4 protein-coding genes are annotated in these 22,559 nt (G+C 70.9%); all 4 read right to left on the bottom strand.

Annotated features, from left to right (window positions below; genetic code table 11):
- Window positions 1-180: 180 nt before the first annotated feature.
- The 4 genes from JEQ17_RS40530 to JEQ17_RS40505 all read right to left on the bottom strand — a co-directional run bounded on the left by JEQ17_RS40530 (window position 181) and on the right by JEQ17_RS40505 (window position 22,507).
- Window positions 181-17,865, bottom strand: a complete 17,685-nt coding sequence (locus tag JEQ17_RS40530) for a type I polyketide synthase (RefSeq protein ID WP_234048556.1) — start codon at window positions 17,863-17,865, stop codon at window positions 181-183.
- A 121-nt stretch (window positions 17,866-17,986) separates the two neighbouring features.
- A complete protein-coding gene (locus JEQ17_RS40515) occupies window positions 17,987-19,231 on the bottom strand; it encodes a type III PLP-dependent enzyme (protein ID WP_200399880.1) in 1,245 nt (414 codons plus the stop codon).
- A complete protein-coding gene (locus tag JEQ17_RS40510; protein ID WP_234048825.1) occupies window positions 19,228-20,769 on the bottom strand; it encodes an AMP-binding protein in 1,542 nt (513 codons plus the stop codon). Before JEQ17_RS40510 ends, JEQ17_RS40515 begins: the two co-directional genes overlap by 4 nt.
- Before the next feature lie 178 nt (window positions 20,770-20,947).
- Window positions 20,948-22,507 (bottom strand): AMP-binding protein, encoded by a 1,560-nt coding sequence (locus tag JEQ17_RS40505; protein ID WP_200399879.1) that lies wholly within the window; start codon window positions 22,505-22,507, stop codon window positions 20,948-20,950.
- Window positions 22,508-22,559 lie beyond the last annotated feature (52 nt).

Genomic DNA, 22,559 nt, shown 5'->3' with positions numbered 1-22,559 from the left:
CCAAAGCGCCAGAGCCCGACGAACAAGTGGTCGACCACGTCATGACCGGACCGGCCGTACCGGCCGGGTCAGTTGGGGACCGGTCGGTCGGAGACGGGCCTGCGACACGGTGGCGCAAGGTCGTGGTGGGGTCCCACTGCCGGTGGTCCCCACCACGACTCTCGTCGACGGTCGGATCGGTCAGTCCGCGGACAGTTCGCCGTCGAGGATGTCGAACAGCTCGTCGGCCGTGACGGCCTCGAGGTCGGCTTCGTCCTCCTGATCCGGCCGGCCGGCACCGACCTCCACCAGCTTCGCCGCCAGCGCCCTCAACCGGTCCGCCGCGGGCGCAAGTCCGGAGTCCCCGGCCGAGACCGTCGCCGCCGCGACAGCGGCCTCCAGCCGGCCGATCTCACGCATGAGGTCCGCCGTGGCGTCCTCGTCCGGGATGGAGAGGTGCTCCTTGAAGTAACCCGCCACCGCCGCGGGCGTCGGATAGTCGAACACGAGCGTCGTCGGCGGCCGCAGGCCCGTCGCGGCGCCCAGCCGGTTGCGTATCTGCACCGCGCCCAGCGAGTCCACGCCCAACTCCTGGAACCCGCGCTCCGGTTCGATCGCCTCGGGGCCGGCGTATCCCAGCACCGCGGCGACCTGTCCGCGCACCAGGTCCAGCAGGAAACGGTCCCGGTTGGCAGGGGCGAGCTCCGCGAGGCGGCGCGTGAGCGCCGTCCGGTCGTTCTCGGCGCCTGCCGCGGCGGCGGTCCGCCGAGCGGTGCCCCCGACCAGCTTGCGGACGATGGCCGGCACCTGGTCCTGGGGCCTCGACCGCAGCACGGCGAGGTCCAGGTGCACGGGCAGCACGACCGGCTCGTCCTGCGCGGCCGCCGTGTCGAAGAGCGCGAGGCCCTCCGCCGTGGCGAGCGGCCGGACACCGGAGCGCCCGATTCGGTCCAGGTCCGTGCCGTCCAACGAGCCGACCATGCCGGTGCGTTCGCTCCACAGGCCCCACGCCAGTGACAGTGCCGGCAGGTTCTGCGCCCGCCGGTGCTGGGCCAGTGCATCCAGGAAGACGTTGGCCGCCGCATAGTTGGCCTGTCCGGCCCCGTCCAGCGTGCCCGCCGCGGAGGAGAAGAGGACGAAGGCGTCCAGTTCCCGTTCCGCCGTGAGCTCGTGCAGGTACCAGGCCGCATCGGTCTTGGGCCGCATGACCGCGTCCAGACGGTCGGGACTCATCGTCTCGACCACACCGTCGTCGAGCACACCGGCGGCGTGCACGACCGCGGTGAGCGGCGCGTCGTCGGCGACACCCGCGAGCAGGTCCCGCAGCGCCGACCGGTCGGACACGTCGCACGCGACGACATCGACCCTGGCACCCAACTCCCCCAGTTCCGCGACCAGTTCGGCGGCACCGGGTGTGTCGAGGCCCCGTCGACTGGTCAGCAGCAGGCGCCTGGCGCCGTGCTCGGTGACCAGGTGCCGGGCGAAGACGGCACCGAGACCTCCGGTACCGCCGGTGACGAGTACGGTGCCGGTCACCGCCTTGCCGAACTCCTGGCCGCCGGTCTCGTCGGATGCCTCGGCCGTCGGGGCGTGGGCGGGGACGAGACGAGGGCTGAGCAACTCTCCTGCCCGGAGGGCAAGTTGCGACTCACCGGAGGCGAGTGCGGCGAGGACCCGATCCATCGGCCCGGAGGCGGCGTCGGCTTCGGCGGAAGCCGTAGGGTCGGTGGCCGGGTCGAGGTCGAGGAGCGCGAACCGGTCGGGGTGCTCCGACTGCGCGGCACGCACCAGACCCCACAGCGCCGAGGACGCCAGCCCGGGCACCGCATCCCCGGCCTGGACGCCGAGCGCACCCCGGGTCACCCACACCAGGCGGGACTCGGCCCACCGGTCCTCGGACAACCACTGCTGTACGAGCGCGAGGGCCTGGGCGGTGACACTCCGCACGGCGGTCGGCATCGCTGCCTTCGCCTTCGCCTCTGCGTCTGGGTCCGTGTTCAGCGAGGGGGCGGTCGCCCATGCGTCCACGTCCACGAACACCCACTCCGGTACGCGGCCGGTGGCGTTCGTGTCGATCGCGGCCAGGTCCGCCGCCACCGAGGTGTCCGTACCAAACGCTGTCTGCAGGTCGGAGCCGGTGCCGAGTACCGCACGGCTCGGCAACTCCGGCAGCGGGGAGAACGCCGTGGAGGTCCAGTCGACCTTGAACAGCGACTCGGTCCGTGTACTGGTGCCTCCGGCGGCGTTGAGCTGTTCCGGGCTGATGTCACGGGTGACGAGTGAGTCGACGCGGGCCACCGGCAGTCCTGCCGCGTCGGCCAGTTCGACGCCGAAGCCGTCCTCGCCCACCGGCCACAGGCGGACCCGCAACGACGACGCACCCGACGCGTACAGGGACACACCCGACCAGGCGAACGGCAGACGGACGCCGCCGCCGGAGCCAGCTTCGGAGTTGGTCGCGGGGTCGGGATCGGGGTCGGAGGTGAAGGAGCCGAAGCCTGCTGCCTGGAGTGCCGCGTCCAGCAGCGCCGGGTGCAGCCCGAAGCCGCCCACCGCCGTGCCATCCGGGAGGGCGACCTCGGCGAACACCTCCTCACCGTTGCGCCAGACCCCGTTCAGACCCTGGAAGACCGGACCGTACTCATAACCCTCGACCGCCAAGTCCTCATACACACCCACCAGATCGATCCGTTCGGCACCCGGCGGAGGCCACGCCGCCGACAGCACGGATCCACCGCCCGACTGCGGGGCGCTGTCGGGGGTCAGGAAGCCGGTGGCATGGCACACCCACTCCCCCTCGACCCCTTCGCCCGAGGCCGAGTAGACGCCCACCGTGCGGCGTCCGCCGTCCTCAACAGCACCCACCACCACCTGCACCTGCACCGCACCCCGTGCCGGCACCACCAACGGCGCCGCCAGCATCAACTCCTCGACCCGGCCACACCCCACCTCGTCACCGGCCCGCACCACCAACTCGACGAACGCCGCACCCGGCAACAGCACCACACCCGACACCGCATGATCAGCCAGCCACGCATGCGACGACAGCCCAATCCGGCCCGTGAACAGCACCCCACCGGCTCCAGCCACGCCCACACCAGCACCCAACAAAGCGTGCTCCACCGCGACTTGGCCCACGCCCGCCACATCACCCGCCACCGCCGTCGCATCCAGCCACAACCGCTCCCGCTGGAAGGCGTAGGTGGGCAGCTCCACCCGGGGGTGGGGACCACCCAGGAGAATCTGCCAGTCCGGGTCTGCGGCACCACGCACGAACAGGCCCGCAAGCGAGCGCAGGAACTGATCCCAGCCGCCCTCACCACGACGCAACGTCCCCACCGCGACGACGGCACCGTTCCCGGTGTCGCCGCCGGACTCCACGCCCGTCGCCTCCACCGTCTCCTCGATGCCCATCACCAGCACCGGATGCGCACTCACCTCCACGAACGCACCGAAGCCTTCCTCAGCAAGGCGACGGGTGGCGTCGGCGAACCGCACCGGGCGACGCAGGTTGTCCACCCAGTAACCGGCCCCCAGCCCGCCGTCTGCGTCTGCGACCCACTCGCCGGTCATGGTCGACAGCATCGGCACCCCACCAGACAGCGGTGTGATCTCCGCAAGGTCGGCCAGGATGCGGTCGCGGACCTGCTCCACCTGCTCCGAGTGCGAGGCGTAATCCACCGGCACCCACTTCACCCAGACGCCCCGTGCCGACCACACCTCCACACACGCTTCCAGACCCTCACGAGTGCCGGAAAGGACCACCGAGCGGGGGCCGTTGACCGCCGCGATCCCCACACCTTGTACGTCTTCCAACCACAAGGCGACGTCGTCGGCCGGGGCCTGAACCGCGAGCATCCCGCCACCGCCCGCCAACACTTCACGGATCGCCTTCGACCGCAACGCCACCACCCGCGCACCGTCCGGCAGGGACAGCCAGCCACCCACCACCGCAGCCGCAATCTCACCCTGCGAATGCCCCACGACGGCGTCCGGCTCGACACCGACAGAACGCCACACCTCAGCCAGGGACACCATCACCGCCCACAAGACGGGCTGCACGACGTCAACCCGCTCCAGCGATGCGGCACCGTCAACGCCTCGCACCACATCCAGCAGGGACCAGTCCACGAACGGCTCCAACGCCGCCGCACACTCCCCCAACCGCGACCCGAACACCGGCGACGACTCCAGCAGAGCCTCCGCCATCCCCACCCACTGCGAACCCTGCCCCGGAAACACAAACACCCGACGACCCGACACATCAGCCACACCAGACACCAGACCGGACACCGCATCACCGGCATCCGACTGCCCGGCCGCCAGCCCACGCACCCCAGCCAGCAACCCATCCACGTCCTGGCCCACCACAACCGCCCGATGCCGGAACACCGAACGACCACTCACCAACGACCAACCCACACCCGAAACCGAAACCTCACCAGCACCAGCACCAGCACCAGCACCCGAGACCGCCTCGGCCAGCCGCTCCCCTTGAGCCGCGAGGGCCACCGCCGACTTACCCGACACCACCCACGGCACCGACACAGCCGGCACCACACCAGGCTCAACACCAGCCGCCAGGGCAGGCTCCTCGGCCGGCGCCTGCTCCACGATCACATGCGCATTCGTCCCACTGATCCCGAACGACGACACACCCGCCCGCCGCGGACGACCCACCTCCGGCCACCCCCGCGCCTCACTCAACAACTCCACCGCACCTTCGGACCAATCCACATGCGGCGAAGGCTCACCGACGTGAAGGGTCTTGGGCAGCACACCCGCCCGCATCGCCATCACCATCTTGATCACACCAGCCACACCCGCAGCCGCCTGCGTATGACCCACATTCGACTTGATCGACCCGAGCCAGAGCGGCTGGTCCTCGTCGCGGTCCTGGCCGTAGGTGGCGAGCAGCGCCTGCGCCTCGATCGGGTCGCCAAGGGTCGTACCCGTACCGTGCGCCTCGACCGCGTCCACCTCGGCCGCCGTCAGACCGGCGCTGGCCAGCGCCTGCCGGATCACCCGCTGCTGCGACGGACCATTCGGAGCCGTAAGGCCATTACTCGCACCATCCTGATTGACGGCGGAACCCCGCACCACGGCCAACACGCGGTGACCGTTGCGCCGGGCGTCCGACAACCGCTCCAGGAGCAGCACACCCGCGCCCTCGCCCCAGCCCGTACCGTCCGCGTCGGCGGAGAACGCCTTGCAGCGGCCGTTCGCGGCCAGGCCGCGCTGGAGGCTGAAGTCGATGAACGTCTCGGGGGTGGACATGACGGTCACACCGCCGGCGAGTGCCATCGTGCACTCACCCTGACGCAGGGCCTGGATCGCCCAGTGGAGAGCGACAAGCGAGGAGGAGCAGGCCGTGTCGACCGTGACGGCCGGGCCCTCGAAACCGAACGTGTAGGAGACACGGCCCGAGGCGATGCTGCCCGCACTGCCGTTGCCGAGATAGCCCTCGACCTCCTCCGAAGGCTGAGTCACGCGGGACCCGTAGTCGTGGTACATGATCCCGGCGAAGACGCCGGTCTGGGTGCCGCGCAGAGTGGTCGGGTCGATACCCGCCCGCTCGATCGCCTCCCACGACGTCTCCAGCAGCAACCGCTGCTGCGGGTCCATGGCGAGGGCCTCACGCGGCGAGATCCCGAAGAAACCCGGGTCGAACTCCGCCGCATCGTGCAGGAAGCCGCCCTCACGCGTGTACGTCCTGCCGGACTGGCCAGGCAGCGGGTCGTAGATGTCGTCGACGTTCCAGCCACGGTCCTCGGGGAAGAGGCTGACCGCGTCCGTACCGTTGGACACGAGCCGCCACAGGTCCTCGGGCGTGGTGACGTCGCCGGGGTAGCGGCAGCCCATGCCGACGATGGCGATGGGCTCGTCGTCGGTCGGGGTGGTCGCCATCGGCCTGGCGGCCGCGTCGACCGCTCCGAGTGTCTTTTCCCGGATGAGGTCGGCGAGGGCTTGGGGGGTGGGGTAGTCGAAGATCAACGTGGCCGGCAACCGCAGCCCCGTCTCCGCGTTCAACCGGTTCCGCAACTCCACCGCGGACAACGAGTCGAACCCGATGTCACTGAACGCCCGACCCGGCTCGATCGCACCCGCACCCTCATGCCCCAGCACCGCCGCCACATGCGACCGCACCAACTCCAACAACACCCGCTCACGCTCATCAACACCCAGCGCCGCAAGCCGGCCCGTCAGCGAAGCCTTGCCCTCGCCCGACGCGCCGACACCGACCGCCCGTCGCACCGGCCCGCCTACTACCGACCGGAACACCGCGGGCACACCATCCACCCGCGACCGCAACGCCCCCACATCCAGCCGCACCGGCACCACCACCGGCACATCCACACCCAACGCCACATCGAACAACGCCAGACCCTGCCCCACCGACAGACCCAGCACACCCGACCGGCTCATCCGCGCAACGTCACCCTCCGCCAACGCCGCACCCATACCAGTGCCCTCCCACAACCCCCACACCAAGGAGGTCCCAGGAAGTCCCAGCTCACGACGGTGTACCGCCAACGCATCCAAGAACACATTGGCCGCCGCGTAGTTGCCCTGCCCCGCGCCGTCGACCGTCCCCGCCAGCGACGAGAACATCACGAAGGCGGAGAGGTCCAACTCCCGCGTCAACTCGTGCAGATACCAGGCAGCGTCCGCCTTCGGACCCAACACACCGTCCAACCGCTCCGCTGTGAGCGACTCCAGCACACCGTCGTCGACCACACCGGCCGTGTGCACCACCGCCGACAACTCCGCACCCAGACCATCCACCACAGCAGCCAACGCGGCACGATCACTCACATCACACGCCACCACATCCGCCCGGGCACCCAAGTCCGCGAGCTCAGCAACGAGTTCAGCCGCACCCGGCGCATCCTGACCCCGCCGCGACAGCAGCATCAGACGCTCCACACCGTGCGATACGACCAAGTGCCGGGCCAACGCCGCACCCAGACCACCCGTACCACCAGTCACCAACAGCACACCACCGCCCCACGACGGTGCCTCGCCGGCCTCAGCGACCCGGGTCAGACGGGGTACGAGGATCTCGCCCTCGCGCAGGGCTATCTCGGCGTCCTGCAGTTCCGGCAGATGACGCAAGGCCTCTGCCGACAGGACGGATCCGTCGGTGTCGACCAGCAGGAAGCGGCCGGGAGCCTCGGCCTGCGCGGAACGGAGCAGACCCCGTACGGGCGCCAGGTCGAGGGCCGTGAGCGCCTCTGTATCGGACACGGACACGGCGCCGCGGGTCAGCACGACGAGCCGTGCGCCGTCGAACCTGGGGTCCTCGTTCCAGGCCTGCACAGTGGCCAGAGCCTCGTGGAGGGTGCTACGCACCGCCTCCGGCACGCTGTTCCCGTCGAGCCTGCTGCGGCACGGGAGGACGACCAGGTCCGGGATTCCGGCCCCGGCGTCCACGGCAGCGCCGAGATCGGCGAACGTGGCGTAGGTCCGCGTTCCCGCGAAGCCCGCGAGGTCCGCCGTCTCCGGAGTCGGCTCACCGAGCAGGGCCCAGCCGACGTTCCCCGCGGTGGTGTGGGGCGCCGGTGTCACGGACGTCCACTCCGGCTGGAAGAGGGACTGGTGGCGGGAGGACGCGGCACTGTTCAGCTGGTCGGCCGAGACCGGCCGGGTGCTGATCGACTGGACGGTGGCGACTGGCTGCCCGGCTCCGTCGGCCATGTCGAGTGCGTACTCGTCCTGCCCTGTACGAGAGATGCGTACCCGGAGAGCGGACGCACCGGAGGCGTACAGCGACACGCCTGTCCACGCGAACGGCAGTTGTGTCCCCCGGTCCGTGCCGTCCGGACCGTGGTCGTCCAGGTAGTCGGTCGCGTGCAGTGCGGCGTCCAGCAGCGCCGGGTGCAGTCCGAACCGCTGCGCGTCGGCATCGCCCTCCGGCAGGGCGACCTCCGCGAACACCTCGTCCGCACGGCGCCACACGGCGCGCAGCCCCTGGAACACCGGCCCGTAGCCGTATCCCTGGCCCGCCAGTACGTCGTACACATCGCTCACGTCGACGACCTGGGCGCCGGCCGGCGGCCATGCCTCAAGTCCGACGCCGTCCGTACCGCCACCAGCTGTGACGAAGCCGGTGGCGTGTCGGGTCCAGGGGGTCTCGTCGCCGTCCTCCGGGCGCGAGTACACCTCCACCAGACGTTCCCCGGCCCCGTTCGCCGCCTCGACGACGACCTGCACCTGTACGCCACCACGCTCGGGCACCACCAACGGCGCCTCCAGCGTCAACTCCTCCAGCCGTCCGCAGCCGACCTGGTCACCGGCACGCACCGCCAGCTCGACGAAGGCCGTGCCCGGCAGCAGCACCACACCCGCGACCGCGTGATCGGCCAGCCACGGATGCGACCTCAGGGACAGCCGCCCCGTCAGCACGACACCCTCACCACCCGCCAGCCCGACCACCGCACCCACCAGAGGGTGATCCGCAGCCGACTGACCAAGCCCTGCCGCATCGGTGACGCTGTGACCCGCCTCCAGCCAGAACCGACGCCGCTGGAACGCGTACGTGGGCAGCTCGACCCGACGCCCACCAGCCGTCAGCGGCTCCCAACTCACCGGCACGCCCCGGACATTGAGTCGGGCAAGTCCGGTCAGGAACTCCCGCACCTCATCCCGGTCCCGACGCATCACGGGAACGCACGCCACATCCGAGTCCTCCGGCAGCGACTCACGAGCCATCGCGCTCAGCACACCGTCCGGACCCAACTCCACGAACGACGACACACCGGCGTCCAGAAGAGCCTCCACACCGGAGCCGAAGCGCACCGCCTCACGCACGTGCCGCACCCAGTAGCCGGGCACACACATGTCCTGCGCCGAAGCGATCTCCCCGGTCACGTTCGACACGACTCCGAGAGCCGGCGTGTTGAACGTCAACCCCTCCGCCACGGCGGCGAAGTTGTCGAGCATCGGCTCCATCAGCTGCGAATGGAAGGCGTGACTGACGTTCAGCCGCTTCGTCTTCACCCCGCGCTCGCGCAGGCCCTCCACCACTGGCATCACCGCGGCCTCGCTGCCCGAGAGCACCACCGCGCGCGGCCCGTTCACCGCCGCAATACCGGCGTCCTGCACCCCGTCCAGGAGTTCACGCACCTCATCCTCGGTGGCCTGGACCGCCACCATCACCCCACCCGCAGGCAACGCATCCATCAACCGCCCACGAGCCGCCACCAACGTCGCCGCATGCTCCAGCGAAAGAATCCCGGCTACGTGCGCAGCCGCGATCTCCCCCACCGAATGGCCCGCCACGAAGTCCGGCCGCACCCCGAACGACTCCACCAAGCGGAACAGCGCCACCTCGACCGCGAACAACGCAGCCTGCGCATACACCGTCCGCGTCAGCAGAGCTGCGGCATCGCTCTCGGGCTCCGCGAACAGCACCTCCCGCAGCGGACGTTCGAGACCCTCCAGGCCGACATCCAGCAGGTCACACGTGCGCTCCAGCGACTCCGCGAACACCGGGAACGACGCGGCCAACTCCCGGCCCATACCGACCCGCTGAGCACCCTGACCCGTGAACAGGAACGCCAGCCGGCCGTCCACCACGCGACCCGAGACAACACCAGGCGCCTCGGCGCCGGTCGCCAACACCTCCAGCGACCGCAGCAACTCCTCACGCGAGGAGCCCAGCACCACACCCCGATGCTCCAGCCCGGCCCGCGACGCATTCAGCGAGAAGGCCACATCAGCAACCGACGAACCCGCCGTCTGCTGCTGCGCCGACAACGCCCCGGCCTGCGCCCGCAACGCCTCCACCGACTTGCCCGACACCACCCACGGCACCGGCAACCCAGCCACACCCGACTCGACGCCCGACTGGACATCAGGCTCGGCAACAACCTCCGCCGCAGGCTCCTCCACCGGCGCCTGCTCCACGATCACATGCGCGTTCGTACCACTCACACCGAACGACGACACACCCGCCCGCCGCGGACGCCCCACCTCCGGCCACTCCCGCGCCTCCGTCAACAACTCCACCGCACCCGCAGACCAGTCCACATGACTCGACGGCGCACCCACATGCAGGGTCCGGGGCAGGACACCCGCCCGCATCGCCATGACCATCTTGATCACGCCCGCGACACCGGAGGCGGCCTGTGTGTGGCCCACGTTCGACTTGACCGAGCCCAGCCAGAGCGGACGGTCCTCCTCGCGTTCCTGGCCGTACGTCGACAACAGTGCGTGGGCCTCGATCGGGTCGCCAAGGGTCGTACCCGTGCCGTGCGCCTCGACGGCGTCGACCTCAGAGGCCGAGAGTCCTGCACTCGCCAGCGCCTGACGGATCACCCGCTGCTGCGAGGGACCATTCGGAGCCGTCAGACCATTGCTCGCACCGTCCTGATTCAACGCCGAACCACGCACCACGGCCAACACCTGGTGACCGTTGCGCCGCGCGTCCGACAACCGCTCAAGCACGAGGACACCCACACCCTCGCCCCAGGCCGTGCCGTCCGCGTCGGCGGAGAACGCCTTGCAGCGGCCGTTCGCGGCGAGGCCGCGCTGGAGGCTGAAGTCGATGAACGTCTCGGGGGTGGACATGACGGTCACACCACTGGCGAGCGCGAGCGAGCACTCCCCCTGGCGCAGGGCATGGGCGGCCCAGTGGAGGGCGACAAGCGAGGAGGAGCAGGCCGTGTCGATCGTGACGGCCGGGCCCTCCAGACCCATGGTGTACGCGACACGGCCGGAGACCACGCTGCCGAGGGTGCCGTTGGCGATGTAGCCCTCGACGTCCTCGGAGAGGCGGGCGCTTCCTGTGCCGTAGTCGGTCTGCATGACACCGGCGAAGACACCGGTCTGGGTACCGCGCAGAGTGGTCGGGTCGATGCCCGCCCGCTCGATCGCCTCCCACGACGTCTCCAGCAGCAACCGCTGCTGCGGATCCATGGCGAGGGCCTCACGCGGCGAGATCCCGAAGAAACCCGGGTCGAACTCCGCCGCATCGTGCAGGAAGCCACCCTCACGCGTGTACGTCCTGCCGGAGACGCCCGGCAGCGGGTCGTAGATGTCGTCGATGTCCCACGCCCGGTTGTCGGGGAAGGGCGTGATGGCATCGGTGCCTTCGGACACGAGCCGCCACAGGTCGTCGGGGCTGCGGACGTCGCCGGGGTAGCGGCAGCCCATGCCGACGATCACCACGGGGTCGTCGTCGGTCCCGGTGACCGCGGGTGCCTCGGTCAGCGGCAGCGCGACGTCCGTGGTGGCTTCCTCGCCGAGGAGGGAGACGATCACGTATTCGGCGAGGGCTTGGGGGGTGGGGTAGTCGAAGATCAACGTGGCCGGCAACCGCAGCCCCGTCTCCGCGTTCAACCGGTTCCGCAACTCCACCGCGGACAACGAGTCGAACCCGATGTCACTGAACGCCCGACCCGGCTCGATCGCACCCGCACCCTCATGCCCCAGCACCGCCGCCACATGCGACCGCACCAACTCCAACAACACCCGCTCACGCTCATCGGCGCCAAGCAGCGCCAGCCGCCCCGCCAGCGACACCTCCCCGCCACCCGACACAGCAGCACCCACCGCACGCCGCACCGGCCCGCCTACTACCGACCGGAACACCGCGGGCACACCGTCCACCCGCGACCGCAACGCCCCCACATCCAGCCGCACCGGCACCACCACCGGCACATCCACACCCAACGCCCCATCGAACAACGCCAGACCCTGCCCCACCGACAGACCCAGCACACCCGACCGGCTCATCCGCGCAACGTCACCCTCCGCCAACGCCGCACCCATACCAGTGCCCTCCCACAACCCCCACACCAAGGAGGAAGCGGGTAGACCAACAGCCCGCCGATGCACGGCGAGAGCGTCGAGGAACACGTTCGCCGCGGCGTAGTTGCCCTGCCCAGCACCGTCCACGACACCGGCGACGGACGAGAACATCACGAAGGCGGAAAGGTCCAACTCCCGCGTCAGCTCATGCAGATACCAGGCAGCATCCGCCTTCGGACCCAGCACACCATCCAGCCGCTCCGGCGTCAGGGACCCCAGCACACCGTCATCGACCACACCGGCCGTGTGCACCACCGCCGACAACTGCGCACCCAGACCATCCACCACAGCAGCCAACGCGGCACGATCACTCACATCACACGCCACCACATCCGCCCGGGCACCCAACCCGGCCAGCTCAGCGACCAGTTCAACCGCACCCGGCGCATCCTGACCCCGCCGCGACAGCAGCACCAGACGCTCCACACCATGCGACACCACCAGATGCCGGGCCACCACCGCACCCAGACCACCCGTACCACCAGTCACCAACACCACACCACCACCAGCACCACCAGCACTGCTACTGGCACTGGCACCCCACAGCGGGGCAGGCATGGTGAGGGCGACCTTGCCGATGTGGCGGGCCTGCGCCATGTGGCGGAAGGCGTCGGGGGCGTGGGTGACGTCCCAGGTGCGTACGGGCAGGGGCCGCAACGCTCCGCTGTCGAAGAGGGCGAGCAACTCCCGCAGAATCGCCTGGAGTCGGTCGAGGTCCGCCTCGAAAAGGTCGAAGGCGCGGTAGCGCACGCCGGGGTACTGCTCGCCCACCTGCTGGGGGTCGCGGACGTCGGTCTTGCCCATCTCGGCGAAGCGTCCGCCGCGCGGCATGAGGCGCAGGGACGCGTCGATGAACTCGCCGGTGAGGGAGTCAAGGACGACGTCGACGCCACGGCCGCCGGTGCTGTCGAGGAACTTCCGCTCGAACTCGGTGTCTCGGGAGGACGCGATGTTGTCGTCGTCCAGACCGGCGGAACGCAGCGCGTCCCACTTGGCCGGGCTGGCCGTGCCGTACACCTCTGCCCCGAGGTGGCGGGCGAGTTGCACGGCCGCCATGCCGACGCCGCCGGCCGCGGCGTGGACGAGGACCGACTCTCCGGAGTGCACGTCCGCGAGGTCCACCAGGCCGTAGTACGCGGTGGCGAAGACGAGCGGGACGGTCGCGGCCTGCGCGTAAGACCAACCGCGCGGCATCGGGACGAGCGTGCGGTGGTCGGTGACGGCGTGCGGGCCGAAGGCCGTGTCGAAGAGGCCCATGACGCGGTCGCCGGGCGCGAATCCGGTGACTCCGGGACCGACCTCCTCGACGATGCCGGCCGCTTCGCCGCCGATGTCCGCCTTGGTCGGGTACATGCCGAGGGCGACGAGGACGTCACGGAAGTTGACACCCGCGGCTCGGACGGAGATACGTACCTGTCCCTCGGCCAGCGGCTGCCGGTCGGCGTCGCTTGGGATGAGGGCGAGGTTGTCCAGGGTGCCCTGGGTCAGCACGTCCAGGCGCCAGCTCGTGGCGTCCGGGGGCGGTACGAGCCCGGTGTCAGCGGCGGCCCGGACCAGGCGGGGGGCGTACAGGTTGCCCTTGCGCAGGGCGAGTTCGGGCTCGTCCACGGAGGTCACGAGGGCCAGGGCGGTGCGCGAGGGCTCGGTGTCGTCGATGTCGACGAGGAGGATGCGGTCGGGGTTCTCGGCCTGTGCGGAGCGGAGCAGGCCCCAGACGGGAGCCAGGGCCAGGTCGGGGCCGCCGCCCGCGGCCGGGTCGACGGAGACGGCGTCGCGTGTGACGACGACGAGCCGGGTGGCGGCGAGGCGTTCGTCGGCGAGCCAGGTCTGGACGAGCCGCAGCGCTGCGTCGGCCGCGGCACGTACGGCCGTGGGCACGTCGGTGTCCGGGCCGGCCGGTGACGGCAGGTCGGCGACGACGAAGTCGGGGACGACGGCCCCTGCGTCGAGGGCGGCCCCGAGGTCGTCCAGGTCGTCGTGAGCGGTGCAGCGTACGCCGACGCCGACGAGTGCGGACGCCAGACCGGGCTCGTCGGGGCCGACGAGGGTCCAGACGCCGTCGGACGGGGTCGGCTCGGCCGTGACCGGGGTCCAGTCCACCCGGAACATCGAGTCGGGGCCGCTCCGGGCTCCGCGCAGTTGTTCCGCGGTGACCGGGCGGAGGACGAGGGACCGCACGGTCGCGACGGGCTGCCCGGCGCTGTCGGCGAGGTCGAGCGCGTAGCCGTCGTTCCCGGTCGCCGTGATCCGCACCCGCAGCGCGGACGCACCGGTGGCGTGGAGCGTCACTCCGGTCCACGCGAACGGCAGTCGTGTCTCGGCGGCGGCGTCGGGACCCTGCGGGTCCAGGTAGTCGGTCGCGTGCAGTGCGGCGTCCAGCAGCGCCGGGTGCAGTCCGAAGCGCTGCGCGTCCGCCTGCGCGCCCTCGGGGACGGCGACCTCCGCGAACACCTCGTCCGCACGGCGCCACACCGAGCGCAGCCCCTGGAACACCGGCCCGTAGCCGTATCCCTGCCCCGCCATGGTCTCGTACACGTCGCTCGCGTCGACGGCCACGGCGCCCGCGGGCGGCCATGACTCCAGGCCCATGCCGTCGGTGCCTGCACCGCCCGCGACGAAGCCCGTGGCGTGCCGGGTCCAGGCCTCCTCCACACCCTCGTCCTCGGCACGGGAGTACACGCTCACCGAGCGGACACCGGACTCCTCCAGCGCCCCGACCACGACCTGTACCTGTACGGCTCCGCGCTCGGGCACCACCAGCGGCGCCTCCAGCGTCAGTTCCTCCAGCCGTCCGCAGCCGACCTGGTCACCGGCGCGTACCGCCAGCTCGACGAAGGCCGTGCCGGGCAGCAGCACCACACCGGCGACGGCGTGGTCGGCCAGCCACGGGTGCGACTTCAGGGACAGCCGCCCGGTCAGCACCGACCCGTCGCCGCCGGCCAGCCCGACCACCGCGCCCACCAGGGGATGGTCGGCGGCCGACTGTCCGAGCCCGGCCGCGTCGGTGGTCTTCTGGCCGGCCTCCAGCCAGAACCAGCGCCGCTGGAAGGCGTAAGTGGGCAGCTCGACCCGGCGTCCGCCCGCCGTCAGCGGCTCCCAACCCACCGCAACGCCACGGACATTGAGCCGGGCCAGACCGGTCAGGAACTCCCGCACCTCATCCCGGTCCCGACGCATCACGGGAACGCACGCCACATCCGAGTCCTCAGGCAGCGACTCACGAGCCATCCCACTGAGCACACCGTCCGGGCCCAGCTCGACGAACGACGTCACACCGGCAGCAACCAGGGCCTCCACGCCCGAGCCGAAACGCACCGCCTCGCGGACATGCCGCACCCAGTACTCCGGTGCGCAGAGCTCCTGCGCCGAGGCCACGGCGCCCGTCACGTTCGAGACCACGGCGATCCGCGGCGCCTCGTAGTCCAGGACCTCGGCGACCCGACGGAACTCCGCGAGCATGGGCTCCATCAGCGGCGAGTGGAAGGCGTGGCTGACCTGGAGCTGCTTGGTCTTCACCCCGCGCTCCCGCAACGCCTCCACCACCGGCAGCACCGCAGCCTCGGTGCCCGAAAGGACCACCGCACGCGGCCCGTTCACCGCGGCAATACCCGCGCCGTCAACACCCTCCAGCAGGTCACGTACCTCCGACTCGGTGGCCTGGACCGCCACCATCACCCCGCCGGCAGGCAACGCATCCATCAACCTGCCCCGTGCCGCCACCAACGTCGCCGCGTCCTCCAGAGAGAACACCCCGGCCACATGCGCAGCCGCGATCTCCCCCACCGAATGCCCCGCCACGAAGTCCGGCCGCACACCGAACGACTCCACCAAGCGGAACAGCGCCACCTCGACCGCAAACAACGCCGCCTGCGCATACACCGTCCGCGTCAGCAGAGCTGCCGCAGCACTCTCCGGCTCCGCGAACAACACCTCCCGCAGCGGAAGATCAAGGTCCTCCAAGCCGACGTCCAGCAGGTCACACGTCCGCTCCAGCGACTCCGCGAACACCGGAAACGCAGACGCCAACTCCCGGCCCATCCCCACCCGCTGAGCACCCTGACCCGTGAACAGGAACGCCAGCCGGCCGTCCACGATGCGGCCCGACACCACCCCGGGCGCCTCGGCGCCGGTCGCCAACACGTCCAGCGACCGGAGCAGTTCCTCGCGCGAGGAGCCCAGCACCACACCCCGATGGTCCAGCCCGGCCCGCGACGCGTTCAGCGAGAAGGCCACATCGGCGATCGACGCGTCCGCGTCCCGCTGCTGTGCCGACAGCCGCTCCGCCTGGGCCCGCAGCGCTTCCGCCGACCTGGCCGACACCACCCATGGCACCGGGAGCCCCGCGGGGGCCGTCGCCGTTTCAGGGACGGGGGCGGGGGCCGGCGGCTCCTCGATGATGACGTGGGCGTTGGTCCCGCTGATGCCGAAGGCGGAGATGCCGGCCCGGCGCGGGCGGTCGGAGCTGTCCCAGTCGCGGGTCTCGGTGAGGAGTTCGACCCCGCCCGTGGACCAGTCGACGTGGGGCGTGGGGGCGTCGATGTGGAGGCTGCGGGGCAGCTTTCCGTATCGCATGCCCATGAGCATCTTGATGAGGCTGGCGGCTCCGCCGGCGGCCTGGGTGTGGCCGAGGTTGGACTTGATGGAGCCGAGCCAGAGGGGGCGCTCCTCCTCGCGGTCCTGGCCGTAGGTGGCGAGGATGGCCTGTGCCTCGATGGGGTCGCCGAGCTTCGTGCCGGTGCCGTGGGCCTCCATGGCGTCCACGTCCGCGGGGGCGAGGCCCGCGTTGGCGAGGGCCTGGAGGATCAGGCGCTGCTGGGACGGGCCGTTCGGCGCGGTGAGGCCGTTGCTCGCGCCGTCCTGGTTGATGGAGGAGCCCTTGACGATGCCGAGGACGGGGTGGCCGTTGCGGCGGGCGTCGGAGAGGCGCTCGACGACGAAGATGCCGACGCCCTCGGAGAATCCGGTGCCGTCCGCGGCGGCGGCGAAGGGCTTGCAGCGGCCGTCGGCGGCGAGGCCGCGCTGGCGGCTGAAGGCGGCGAACATGCCGGGGTTGCCCATGACGGTCACACCGCCGGCCAGCGCGAGGGTGCACTCGCCCCGGCGCAGGGAGTGGGCGGCCAGGTGCAGGGCGACGAGCGAGCCGGAGCAGGCCGTGTCGATGGTGACCGCGGGGCCTTCCAGGCCGAGGCTGTAGGCGACGCGGCCGGAGGCGACGCTGGGGGCGTTGCCGGTCATGAGGTAGCCGTCCAGGCCTTCGGGGGCCTCGTGGACGCGGGTGCCGTACTCGTGGACCTCGGCGCCGATGAAGACGCCTGCCTTGCTGCCCTGGAGGGAGCCGGGGTCGATGCCGGCGCGTTCGAAGGCCTCCCACGCGGTCTCCAGGACGAGTCGCTGCTGCGGGTCCATGGCGAGGGCCTCACGCGGCGAGATCCCGAAGAAGTCCGCGTCGAAGCCGCCGGCTTCCGCCAGGAAGCCGCCCTCGCGGACGTAGCTCTTGCCCGGCTTGCCCGGGTCGGGGTCGTAGATGCCCTCGACGTCCCAGCCGCGGTTGGTGGGGAACTCCGTGAGTACCTCGCCCTCGTCCATGACGAGCTGCCAGAGGTCCTCGGCGGAGTTGATGTCGCCGGGGAAACGGCAGCCGATGCCGACGATGGCGATCGGCTCGTCGTCCACATCCGTGCCGGCGGCGACGGGCATGTGGGTCTCCTGGCCGATGCCGAAGGCGATGCGCCGGATCTGCTCGGCGACGAGAGCCGGGGTGGGGAAGTCGAAGGCGATCGTCACAGGGAGTTCGAGGCCGCTCTCGTCGGCCAGCCGGGCGTGCAGGTCCACGGCGGCGAGGGAGTCGAAACCGAGTTCCAGGAAGGGTCGTTGCACGTCGATGGTGTCGGGGGTGAGCGGTGCGACGGCCCGGAGGGCGGCGACGGTGTGCCGGTGCACCAGGTCGAGGACGGCCTGCTGCTGTTCGGCGGACGACAGGTCCTCCAGCCGCCGAGCCAGCGCCGATCGCGGGTCCGCGGACTCATCCGAAACAGGGGCGGTTTCAGGAACGATGTACTCGGACTCGCTCATTCGCTTACTCCTCGCTAGGGCGGGCGACGACACAGGTGAAGAAAGGGCGCAGGGAAAAGTGCGGGAACGCCCGCGTCGGGCGTTCCCTGGGTGGTGCGGGTGGTGCCGCGAGGCGGTGCGGCTACGCGCGGGTGGCGGGACTGCGGTGGTGCTCCAGGCGGGACGCGGAGACGACCCGGCCGTCCTGGACGACCACTTCGACCGGTGCGGGCCTGCCGAGGAACATCAGGAGGCTCGCGGTGACTCCGTAGGCGCCGGCGTTCGGCACGGTGACGAGGTCGCCGGGTTCGAGCCGCGGGAGGGCGATCTCCCGGCCGAGGAGGTCGCCGGGGGTGCACAGGGGTCCGGCGAGGCTGGCGACATCGTCGAGTTCGACGGCGTCGGCGGCGCCGGTGGTCTCGGGCTCCACGGCCACCGGCAACAGCCGGCCGAGGCCGGACATCCCGCCGAAGGTGTTGATGCCTGCGTCGAGGACGACGAACTTCCGGCCGCGGCTGACCTTGGTGTTGACGACCCGGCTCAGCAGTGCTCCGCTTCCGCTGACCTGGTAGCGGCCGGTCTCGACGGCGATCTGCGGAGCTCCTTCCCGCCAGCGCGGGAGGTGGGCGTCGAGGGCGGCCGTGAGTGCCGCGCGCAGCTGTCGGTAGACGGGGCGGTCGCCGGGGGCCCCGTAGGGGTGGGCGAACCCTCCCCCTATGTCGAGGAACTCCAGCGGGATGCCGTGGTCCGCGGCCAGGCGTGCCGCGGTCTCGATGGTGTGCTGGAACTCGCCGATCAGGCTGTCCTCGTCGCGGGCGTTGCTGAGGGGGAAGAAGTGCATGCCGACGACTCGGGTGCCGGGTACGGCGAGGAGGTCCGGGGTGGCGTCGGCGAGGGTTTCGCTGTCGATGCCGAACTGGGAGGGGGTGCCGGTCATCCGGATGCTGGTGGTGGCGCTGGCGGTGGCGCTGTTGATGCGCAGCAGGCACCGGGCGACGGTGTCGTGGCGCAGGGCGGCGGCACCGATGTGCTGGAGGTCGGTGAAGGACTCCACGGAGAAGGTGCGTACGCCCTTGCCGATCGCCTCGTCTAGTTCGGTGTCCGTCTTGCCGGGGCCGGTGTAGAGACAGTCGGCGGCGCGGTAGCCCGCGGTGAGGGCGGCGGCGAGTTCGCCGACGGAGCTGATCTCGGCGCGGCACTCCGGGCCGTTGTCGTCGCGCAGGGCGCCGGCGACCTGGGGGTGCGGGTTCGCCTTGAGGGCGTAGTAGACCTCGACCTCGTCGGGCAGGGCGGTACGCAGGTCGCGGCGGGCCTCGGTGATGCGGTCCAGGTCGTAGACGTAGAGCGGGGTGCCGTACTGCTCGGCGAGTTCCTCGTAGCGGGTCACCGGTCGCCCCCGTCGATGAGTCGTGCCAGCTGTTTGCGTTCGGACTTGCCGTTCAGGGTGAGCGGGAAGTCGTTGACGATGCGGCAGATCGCGGGGACCTTGGCTGCTTCGAGGCGTTCGGCGAGCCTGCGCAGCACGTCGTGCGGTGCGAGGTCGGACGCGACGACGAGGGCCAGGTCGCGGGTGTCGGTGGGCGGCAGGGCGACGGCGGCGGTGACGCCGGGGATGTCGAGGGCCGCCGCTTCTATCTCGACGGTGCTCATGCGGGTGCCCTTGCGCTTGAACATGTCGTCGCGCCGGCCGACGAAGTAGAGGAAGCCGTCCTCGTCGAGGTGTCCGTAGTCGCCGGTGTGCAGCCGCATGGCGCCGGTGTGTTCGTCGCGTCGGTAGGCGCGGGCGGTGAGTTCGGGGGCGCGCCAGTAGCCGGCCATGACGTGGGGTCCGGTGACCGTGATCTCGCCGGGTTCACCGGGCGGCAGGGACCGGCCGTCCTCGTCGAGGATCTCCACGGTGGTGCCCGGCAGGGGCAGGCCGACGGAGTCGGGCCGTTCGTGCTCCAGTTCCGGCGGCATGATCGAGATGCGCTTGCACTCGGTCTGGCCGTACATGCGGACGACCTGGACGCCGGGGAACGCCTCGCGGAGTTTTTCGATGGTGGCCTGGGGCAGGGCGGCGGCGCTGTTGGTGAACATGCGCACGGTGGGTGCGCCTTCGGTGTCGCGTCGCGCCAGGGTGGTCAGCATGCTCGCGAGGGACGGCACGATGGGCATCATCGTGGCGCCGGTCTCGCGCATCGACTTGAGCAGCGCGATGTCCGGTTCGCCGCCGGCGAGGACCAGCTTGGCGCCGGTGAGGGTGGAGATGAGGACCTTGTAGAGGCCGAAGTCCCAGGAGACGGACATACGGCAGAACACGACGTCGTCGCGGCGGTAGCCGAGGACGGCGTTGATGGAGGACGCCGCGAAGGCGATCTGCTGGTGGGGGCAGGCGACGGCCTTGGGGGCGGCCGTGCTGCCGGAGGTGTAGATGAGGACGGCCAGGTCCTCGGGCGAGACCTCGACGGGCTCGGTGCCGGCCTTCTCGGCGCGCAGCCGTTCCACGTCCGGCCACAGGGTGTCGAGCGCGAACACGGGCAGGTCGGTGAGGTCGTGCAGCCGGGCGGCGGCGGTCTCGTCCTCGGCGATGACGAGCCGGGGGTCGGCGTCGGCGATGACGGAGCCGAGGTGGAAGGGCTTCATGCCCGGGTTGAGGGGCACGAAGACGATGCCGCGACGGCAGGCCCCGAAGAACACGGCGACCGTCTGCCGGACGTTCGGCAGCTGGACGACGATGCGCTCACCGCGGCCGATGCCCTTTTCGTCGAGCCAGGCGCTGAACGCCTGGCTGTGGGCGAGCAGTTCCGCGTAGGTCCAGGAACCGAACGCGTCCTCCACGGCCTGGGAATTCGGCGACGCTTTTCCGGAGTCTTCCAGAAAATGGTGTACGAGCCCGCCGTGACGGAGATCGAGTTCGGCATTGTCGGACATCACATGGGTCATGCTGCTCAATGCCGGTCTCCTGTCCGGTAAATGCACGTGAGGGTCTGATCAAGGCACACGGCGAACTCCCCCGAATACGTCTTTTGATGGCGAGGCTAGCCCGGCGCGGGCCGGACGACATACCCCTAGCGGCCCCTAAGGGCCCCTATCGGGTTTGGTTGTGCGGCAGGTGTTTCTTTCACGTTCCGGCGAGGATTTCGTCGGCCCGTGCGGTAAGGGCCCGCCGGTCGGTCTTGCGGTTGGAATTCAGCGGCAGTTCCGCGATGTGGTGGTAATGCCGTGGTACGACACCGTCCGGCAGGGTGGCGCGGAGCAGCGTGGCGAAGCGGGCCGGCGGTACGGGTGCGGCGGCGGTGTAGAAGACGACCAGTTCCGTGCCGGCGCCGGTGGTCGCGCCGACGGTGACGGCCTCGTCGACGCCTTCGCACGCCTGGAGCGCGTGGTCGACCTCGGCCAGTTCGACGCGCCAGCCCTGGACCTGGACCTGGGCGTCCATCCGGCCGAGGTAGACCAGGTCGCCGCCGGGTGCCAGCCGGACCCGGTCCCCGGTGCGGTACCAGCAGCGTCCGTCGTGGTCGAGGAATCTGCCGTGGTCGTCGGAGGGGTCGAGGTAGCGGCCGGCCATCTGGGGCCCGGTGATGCACAGTTCGCCGGTGTCGGGGTGGGGTCGGCCGTCCGTGTCGAGGAGGACGTGGTCGAGGCCCTTGTGGAGGGGGCCGATCGGGACGACGCCGTTGGCGCCGACGACCGGGGAGACCTCCGGTGACCACCGGTGGGCGGTGACGGTCACGGTCAGTTCGGTGGGTCCGTAGAGGTTCTCCACGAAGGACGCGGGGGCCGCGCGCTGCCAGTCGTCGGTGTCCGCGCACTTGAGTGCCTCGCCCGCGAACAGGCTCCAGCGCAGGGTGGGCAGGGAGCCCGGGCGCAGGCCGCCCAGGCGGCGGACGAGCGCGATGCTGCTGGGGGTGGAGAACCAGACGGTGACGCCCTGTTCGGTGAGGTGGGCCGGCAGGTCCCGGTAGGCCTGCGGCGGGATCCGGGCGATGCTCGCGCCCGCGCCCCAGGCGCTGAACATGTCGAAAAGGGAGCAGTCGAAGTTGAGGTCGAAGGTCTGGGTGAAGACGTCCTCGGCGGTGAAGTCGTAGCGGGTGTCGAGCACTTGGAAGTAGTGGGCGAAGTTCCCGTGGCTGAGCGGCACGCCCTTGGGCCGCCCGGTGGAGCCGGAGGTGAACAGCACATAGGCCGTGTCGTCGGGGGCCACGGGCCGGGGCTCCGACAGGGCGTGTCGCTCGTCCACCACCACGGGGCGACCCGCCGTGTGCTCCCGCTCCGGGTTGTCGTCGGCGGCCAGGACCACGGTGTCCGGCCGGTCGGCGAGCAGTTCGGGGAGCAGGCGCCTGCCCTGGGCGTCCGCGATGACGGCGGTGACCCCGGCGGCCCGCATCATCTCGGCGGTGCGGGCGACTGGGAAGTCGGGCCGCAGCGGCACCACGGCCGCGCCGGCGCACAGGGCGGTCAGGATGCCCTGGTAGGCGGGGATCCCCTTGGCCGCCAGCACCCCGATCGCCGTGGGCGCTTCGGCCGTGGCGTGCAGCAGGGATCCGGCCTGGCGCAGGGCGGTGCGGTGGGCCTCGGCGTAGGTCACCGTCTGCCCGCCGGACCGCACCGCGGGCCGTTCGGGTGCGCGGGCGAGTCCGCGCAGGAAGCGTGCGTACAGTGCGTGGTCGGCGGCGTCCATGGTTCCTCCGTGGGGCCGGGCGGCGGTCGTGCCTACGGGCCGGGGTCTTCGC

This window comes from Streptomyces liliifuscus (assembly GCF_016598615.1).
Classification (GTDB): Bacteria; Actinomycetota; Actinomycetes; order Streptomycetales; family Streptomycetaceae; genus Streptomyces; species Streptomyces liliifuscus.
Note: the sequence above shows the minus strand (reverse complement) of the source record. Positions and strands in the feature narration are given on the sequence as shown.